This window comes from Mesorhizobium sp. M4A.F.Ca.ET.050.02.1.1, assembly GCF_003997725.1.
GTDB lineage: Bacteria > Pseudomonadota > Alphaproteobacteria > Rhizobiales > Rhizobiaceae > Mesorhizobium.
The window spans coordinates 1-7,144 of record NZ_RZSG01000273.1 but is presented as its reverse complement, the minus strand read 5'-3'; the positions used below and the strand labels follow the sequence as shown (position 1 = coordinate 7,144).

Below are 7,144 nucleotides of genomic sequence, written 5' to 3'. Positions count from 1 at the left end.
CCGCCCCTGGACGAGATGAACGATCGCACCTGCATCGTCACCCGCAAGCAGGCCGAACCGGATGAATTGATCCGGTTCGTCGTCGGCCCGGATTCGGCCGTCGTCCCGGACCTCAAGAGAAATCTGCCCGGCCGCGGTTGCTGGGTCAGCGCCGAGCGCCTACATGTCGACAAGGCCGCGGCGAAGAACCTGTTCGCCCGCGCCTTCAAGGCGCAGGTGAATGTTCCCGCCGACATCGGCGGCATGGTCGACACCCTGCTTTCCCGATCCGCGCTGGGCATGCTTGGCCTCGCCCGCAAGGCCGGCGCGGTCGTTCTCGGCGCCGCCAAGGTCGAGAACGCGGTGCGCGAGGGCCAGGCCTTGCTGGTGCTTCATGCGACAGAAGCGTCGGATGACGGCGTCCGCAAGATCAGTCAGGCCCGGCAGGCAACGGTTCATCTCGGCGGGCCGGCCATCCCTGCCTACAAACTTTTCCCCGAGGCCGAGTTGAGCTTGGCATTGGGGGGTACAAATGTGATACATGCTGCCGTCCTCGCGCAAGACGCGGGCAAGGCGGTTGAGAAGCGCATGGTTGCGCTCGACCGGTATCGGGGCGGTTCCCCGGACGATCTGGCAATGATTGCGGACGTTGCTGACGAAGATGATGCCGCAGAGGATATGGAATGAGCGATACGAAATCGGGCGACGACAAGACGTTGAGCGTTACGCCGAAGAAGACCTTGACGCTGAAGCGGCCCGGCATGGAACAGGGCACTGTGCGCCAGAACTTCTCGCACGGCCGCACTAAGGCGGTCGTCGTCGAGACCAAGAAGCGCAAGTTCTCGCTACCCGGCGACAAGCCGGAGCCGGCGGCCGCTCCCGTGTCCGTCTTCACGCCGAAGCCCGTCGCCGCGGCGGCGCCTGCCGTCCAGGAAGCTCCCAAGGCGCCTCCGCCGCCGCCCGAGCGTGGCGGCATGGTGCTCAACGAATTGTCGCGTAGCGAGATGGAAGCCCGCCGCAAGGCGCTGGAAGGCTCCAAGGCGCGCGAGATCGAAGACCGCCAGCGCGCCCAGGAAGAGGCCAAGCGCCGCGCCGAGGAAGAAGAGCGCCGCAAGCGCGAGCGTGAGGACTCCGCGCGCCGCCAGGCCGAGGAAGAGGCGCGGCTACAGACCGAGGCCGAATCCCGGCGCCGCGCCGAGGAAGAGGCTCGCCGGCGTGCACCGCTGGCCGCCGAATTGGCGACGCCGGACGATGAAGAGGACGTCAAGCCGAAGCGTGCCGGCGCCGGCGCTCCCGTGCGCCGCCTGGTCACGCCTGAAGTGGCGCGTCCGGCCAAGCCCACCAAGGGCGAGGAAGACCGCCGCCGCGGCAAGCTGACACTGAATTCGGCGCTCTCCGACGAGGATGCGCGCGGCCGTTCGCTGTCGTCGATGCGCCGCCGTCAAGAGAAGTTCAAGCGCGCGATGCACAACGAGCCGCGCGAGAAGGTCATGCGCGAAGTGATCCTGCCAGAAACCATCACCACCCAGGAACTGGCGCAGCGCATGTCCGAGCGCGCCGTCGACGTGGTCAAGTTCTTCATGAAGCAGGGCCAGATCATGAAGCCGGGCGACGTCATCGACGCCGACACGGCCGAATTGGTCGCCACCGAATTCGGCCACACGGTGCGCCGCGTCGCCGAGTCCGACATCGAGGAAGGCCTGTTCAACATCGCCGACCGTCCGGAAGACCTGGTGTCGCGTCCGCCGGTGGTGACGATCATGGGCCATGTCGACCACGGCAAGACCTCGCTGCTCGATGCTATCCGCAACGCCAATGTCGTTTCCGGCGAAGCCGGCGGCATCACCCAGCACATCGGCGCCTACCAGGTCGAAAAGAACGGCCAGAAGATCACCTTCATCGACACGCCCGGCCACGCCGCCTTCACGGCGATGCGCGCCCGCGGCGCCCAAGCGACCGACATCGCCGTTCTGGTGGTTGCTGCCGACGACAGCGTGATGCCGCAGACGATCGAATCGATCAGCCATGCCAAGGCGGCCGGCGTGCCGATCATCGTGGCGATCAACAAGATCGACAAGCGTGACGCCGACCCGCAGAAGGTGCGCTCCGAACTGCTGCGCCATGAAGTGTTCGTCGAATCGATGGGGGGCGAGGTGCTGGACGTCGAAGTGTCGGCGACCAAGGGCACCAATCTCGACAAGCTGCTCGAAGCGATCCTGCTGCAGGCCGAGATCCTCGACCTGAAGGCCAATCCGGACCGCACCGCCGAAGGTGTGGTCATCGAGGCGCAGCTCGACAAGGGCCGCGGTCCCGTCGCCACCGTTCTGGTGCAGACCGGCACGCTGATGCCGGGCGACATCCTCGTCGCCGGCAACGAGTGGGGCCGGGTGCGCGCGCTGGTCAATGATCGTGCCGAGCACGTCAAGGAAGCGCCGCCGGCGATGCCGGTGGAGGTGCTGGGCCTGCAGGGCACGCCGCAGGCCGGCGACCGCTTTGCCGTCGTCAACAACGAGGCGCGCGCGAGAGAGATCACCGAGTACCGTCAGCGCCTGGCGCGCGAGAAGGCGGTGGCCAAGCATGCCGGCCAGCGCGGCTCGCTGGAGCAGATGATGTCGCAGTTGCAGACGAGCGGGCTGAAGGAATTCCCGCTGGTCATCAAGGGCGATGTGCAGGGCTCGATCGAGGCCATCAGCGCCGCGCTCGAGAAGCTCGGCAACGACGAAGTACGGGCGCGCATCGTCCATGCCGGTGCCGGCGGCATCACCGAGAGCGACGTCTCGCTGGCGGAGACCTCCGGTGCCGCGATCATTGGCTTCAACGTCCGCGCCAATGCGCAGGCGCGCAACGCCGCCGCGGCCGCCGGTATCGAGATCCGCTACTACTCGATCATCTACAACCTCGTCGACGACGTGAAGGCGGCCCTCTCGGGCATGCTCTCGCCGGAGCGTCGCGAGACCTTCATCGGCAATGCCGAGATCCTCGAGATCTTCGACATCACCAAGGTTGGCAAGATCGCCGGCTGCCGTGTCACCGAAGGCAAGGTCGAGCGTGGCGCCGGCGTGCGCCTGATCCGCGACAACGTCGTCATCCACGAAGGGACGCTGAAGACGCTGAAGCGTTTCAAGGACGAGGTTTCGGAAGTGCCGGGCGGCCAGGAGTGCGGCATGGCCTTCCAGAACTACGAGGACATGCGCGTCGGCGACGTCATCGAGTGCTTCCGCATCGAGATGGTGACCCGGACGCTCTGAGTTCGAGTAACGCGTCGAGAAGACCGGGCGGTGGTCGCAAGGCCGCCGCCCACATCACATGAGACATGCGGTGCGGTCCCATCCCGCGCATCACGATTTCAGGACCGAGGAAAATGTCCCGTTCAACCACGTCAGGCCCGTCCCAGCGCATGCTGCGTGTCGGCGAGCAGGTGCGCCACGCGCTGTCGGAAACCTTGCAGCGCGGCGAGATCATCGATCCGCTGATCGAGAACGCGGTGGTCTCGGTCTCCGAGGTGCGCATGTCGCCGGACCTCAAGATCGCCACCGCTTTCGTCTCGCCGCTCGGCGCCAGCGACACCAATGCCGTAATCGAGGCGCTCAACAAGCATGCGAAGTTCATCCGTGGCCGGGTCTCGGGCGCGCTCAGGCAGATGAAGTACATGCCGGAGTTTCGCTTCCGGCTCGACACATCCTTCGACAATTTCGCCAGGATCAATGAATTGCTGAAATCGCCCGAAGTGGCGCGCGATCTGCGCACCGAAGACAAGAAAGACGACAACGACAAGGACGGGAAATAGTGGCACGCCGCGGCAAGAAGAAGGGCAGGCCGGTTTCCGGCTGGGTGGTGCTGGACAAACCCGTCGGCATGGGTTCGACCGAGGCCGTCTCCAAGATCAAATGGCTGTTCCAGGCTGAAAAGGCCGGCCATGCCGGCACGCTCGACCCGCTGGCGTCCGGCATGCTGCCAATCGCGCTCGGCGAAGCGACCAAGACAGTGCCTTACGTGCAGGACGGCGCCAAGGTCTACCGCTTCACGGTCGCCTGGGGCGAGGAGCGATCGACCGACGACCTCGAAGGCCCGGTGACCAACAGTTCGGGGCGCCGTCCGGCCGAGGCCGAGGTGAGGGCGCTATTGCCGAAGTACACCGGCGTCATCATGCAGACGCCGCCGCAATTCTCAGCCATCAAGATCGCGGGCGAGCGCGCCTACGACCTTGCCCGCGAGGGCGAGACGGTCGACATACCGGCGCGCGAGATCGAGATCGGCCGCCTCGACATCGTCGAGCACGGCGCCGACCGCACCGTTTTCGAGGTCGAGTGCGGCAAGGGCACCTATGTACGCTCGCTCGCCCGCGACATGGGCCGCGACCTCGGCTGCTTCGGCCATATCGCGGAACTGCGCCGCGTCGAGGTCGAGCCTTTCACGCCGGAAGACTTCGTCACCATCGCCGAACTGGAAGCCGCGCGTTTCGGCGAACCCGATGCGGCGCAGGGCGATGCCGACGCCCCCGAAACACCCATCGACTTCGGCGCGATCGACGCGCTGCTGGTCGAGACCGCGGCGGCGCTCGATTGCTTGCCGCAGGTCGTGGTCAGCGACGACGCGGCGACCAGGATCCGGCTCGGCAATCCGGTTATCATCCGTGGCCGCGACGCGCCGGTCGAGGCCGAGGAGGCCTGCGCAACCGTGCGTGGCAGGCTGGTCGCCATCGGCGCCATCGAGCAAGGCATGTTCAAGCCCAAGCGTGTCTTTGCCGGGTAACGGCGTTCAGCTAGAGGGTTCATTGTTTCACGGAACGCCAAACCGCTCTATCTCCTTGTTTTGGGGCAATTCCGGACGGAAAACCGTTTCACACTTTTCTTGGAATTGCTCTAATTTCGCGGCGACACTGCGCTTGAGGGGGACATGGCAAAGGCTGAGACGATCAGGAAGCGCGCGCCGCTGAAAACAAGGCGGCCGCCGGTCGGCGCTTCGCCGGGCACGCTGATCGCCGACCCCGCGGCGCGGCGCAGCGAGCTCCGGCTGACGCTGATCTCGCCGGAGAAATTCAAAACCATCGAGAACGCCAGCATCGACGATCTTACTACGCATTGCGACCAGTGGCCGGTCGTCTGGCTGGATTGCACCGGTCTTGCCAACATCCCGCTGATCGAGGAGATCGGCCGCATCTTCAGCCTGCATCCGCTGGCGCTGGAGGATGTCGTCAACAGCGGCCAGCGGCCGAAGGTGGATTTCTTCGAGGACCACGCCTTTGTCGTCATGCGCATGATCGACGACGTCACGGCCCATCGCTACGAGCAGATCGCGGTCTTCTTCGGCAACAACTTCGTCGTCACCTTCCAGGAGCGCGAGGGCGACCCGTTCAATCCGGTGCGCAAGCGCATCGCCAGCTCGGTGCCGAATCGGCTGCGCGCGCGCGGCGCCGACTATCTCGCCTATGCGCTGATCGACGCCATCGTCGACAGCTATTTCCCGCCGATCGAGGCCGCCAGTGAACTGGTCGACAGCATCGAGGACGAGATGCTGCACGCGCCGCACAAGCAGCAGATGCGGCAGTTGCACGAGTTGCGGCGCGACGCCAATGTGTTGAAGGGCGTGCTTTGGCCGATGCGCGATGCGCTGGCGACGCTGATCCGCAACGACGTGCCTTACGTGAAAGCGGAGACCAAGGTCTTCTTCAACGATACGCTTGATCATTCGCTGCGGCTGATCGAATTGGTCGAAACCCAGCGCGACTTGCTGACTGGGCTGATCGAGATGCATCTGTCGCTTAGCCAGGCGCGCACCAATGACGTCATCTCCTATCTGACCATCGTCTCGGTGATCTTCATGCCGCTTACCTTCCTGGTCGGCGTCTGGGGCATGAATTTCGATCCTGACACATCGCCATGGAACATGCCGGAGCTGAAAGCCTATTACGGCTATCCCACCGCACTGGTGTTCATGGGCCTCGTTGCTGTCGGGCTCATTGCCTTCTTCAAATGGAAGAAGTGGTTGTAGTCGAACGCAAATCTTCGGTTTGACTGCAAAAGGCCTGCGACAAGCCGGCTCGTGAAATGGGCTGGCGTTTTCTGGGGAATTGCACTATATGCCCGGCAGCTTCGCGCCCTGACGCGTTGCTTGCACCGGCCCCTGCTGGACGACATCCCGGCTGAGGGCGTCCCGTTTCCTCCAACAGATAAGGAAAAACACGATGTCGATTACTGCCGAGCGCAAGAAGGAATTGATGACTGAATTCGCGACCGCCAAGGGCGATACCGGGTCTCCGGAAGTCCAGGTGGCCATTCTTTCCGAGCGCATCAAGAACCTGACCGACCACTTCAAGGACCACAAGAAGGATAACCATTCCCGCCGTGGTCTGCTCGCTCTCGTCTCCCAGCGCCGCAGCCTGCTTGACTATCTCAAGCGCAAGGACGACGCGCGCTATCAGACGCTGATCGAGAAGCTCGGTCTGCGCCGTTGACGAATTGACCGGCGGGCTTTCCTCGGGAGAGCCCGCCGGTCGCGCATTGGCGCATCGGATCTCTCCAGTGCGCCAATGAGGGAAATGAAGCGCCGCGCATCGGTTTGGATGCGCAAATGGACGCTTCGCAAAGTTCGCATTTGCGCAGGGCGCGTTTCGAGAGCCGAGGCTTTCGGGGTCATGCGCAAGCCGTTCGGATCGATCGGCCACCCGGTTTCGAGAAAGCAGAGGGCCACTCGGAACCGCCCATGGACGGTCATGGGGCAGGATTGCAGGACGCTCGTGCGGCCATCGTGCCGAGATTGACATGAGCTTCCCGTTGTCTTGCCCGTGGCTGCCCGAGAAAAGAAGCCAGGGGAAAGGGCATCCGCGCATGATCAAGCAGCGCGACCCTTTCCGCATATGAAGGACAAGATATGTTCAACTACCACAAAGTGGAAATCGAGTGGGGCGGCCGTCCGCTCGTTCTGGAAACCGGCAAGATCGCCCGCCAGGCTGACGGCGCCGTGCTCGCCACCTACGGCGAGACCGTCGTCCTCGCCACCGTCGTTTCTATGAAGGAACCGAAGCCCGGCCTCGATTTCTTCCCGCTGACCGTCAACTACCAGGAAAAGACCTATGCCGCCGGCAAGATCCCGGGCGGCTACTTCAAGCGCGAGGGCCGTCCTAGCGAGAAGGAAACGCTGGTTTCCCGCCTGATCGACCGCCCCA

6 protein-coding genes and 1 pseudogene are annotated in these 7,144 nt (G+C 64.2%); all 7 read left to right on the top strand.

What is annotated here, in order from left to right; translation table 11 throughout:
• The first annotated feature begins 15 nt into the window (after window positions 1-15).
• Entirely contained in the window at window positions 16-666 is a 651-nt protein-coding gene (locus tag EOA33_RS18475; RefSeq protein ID WP_127406247.1) for an RNA-binding protein, read from the top strand.
• Entirely contained in the window at window positions 663-3,227 is a 2,565-nt protein-coding gene (infB, locus tag EOA33_RS18470) for a translation initiation factor IF-2 (RefSeq protein ID WP_127406246.1), read from the top strand. The genes EOA33_RS18475 and infB overlap by 4 nt, the downstream gene beginning before the upstream one ends.
• Before the next feature lie 113 nt (window positions 3,228-3,340).
• The gene (gene rbfA, locus EOA33_RS18465; protein WP_126056665.1) at window positions 3,341-3,766 is read left to right on the top strand and encodes a 30S ribosome-binding factor RbfA; all 426 of its coding nucleotides are present in this window, start codon (window positions 3,341-3,343) and stop codon (window positions 3,764-3,766) included.
• Window positions 3,766-4,731: a tRNA pseudouridine(55) synthase TruB gene (truB, locus tag EOA33_RS18460; protein ID WP_127406245.1), complete on the top strand. Its 966-nt coding sequence runs from the start codon at window positions 3,766-3,768 to the stop codon at window positions 4,729-4,731. Before rbfA ends, truB begins: the two co-directional genes overlap by 1 nt.
• A gap of 144 nt (window positions 4,732-4,875) precedes the next feature.
• The gene (gene corA, locus EOA33_RS18455) at window positions 4,876-5,970 is read left to right on the top strand and encodes a magnesium/cobalt transporter CorA (RefSeq protein ID WP_127406244.1); all 1,095 of its coding nucleotides are present in this window, start codon (window positions 4,876-4,878) and stop codon (window positions 5,968-5,970) included.
• A gap of 151 nt (window positions 5,971-6,121) precedes the next feature.
• The gene (gene rpsO, locus EOA33_RS18450) at window positions 6,122-6,433 is read left to right on the top strand and encodes a 30S ribosomal protein S15 (protein WP_281033073.1); all 312 of its coding nucleotides are present in this window, start codon (window positions 6,122-6,124) and stop codon (window positions 6,431-6,433) included.
• A gap of 416 nt (window positions 6,434-6,849) precedes the next feature.
• Window positions 6,850-7,144: pseudogene (locus EOA33_RS18445) on the top strand (polyribonucleotide nucleotidyltransferase); the annotation flags it as partial.

Excerpts from the sequence above, each read along its gene's own strand:
- EOA33_RS18475 (WP_127406247.1), top strand. The coding sequence starts at position 16 with ATGAACGATCGCACCTGCATCGTCACCCGCAAGCAGGCCGAACCGGAT.
- infB (WP_127406246.1), top strand. The coding sequence starts at position 663 with ATGAGCGATACGAAATCGGGCGACGACAAGACGTTGAGCGTTACGCCG.
- rbfA (WP_126056665.1), top strand. The coding sequence starts at position 3,341 with ATGTCCCGTTCAACCACGTCAGGCCCGTCCCAGCGCATGCTGCGTGTC.
- corA (WP_127406244.1), top strand. The coding sequence starts at position 4,876 with ATGGCAAAGGCTGAGACGATCAGGAAGCGCGCGCCGCTGAAAACAAGG.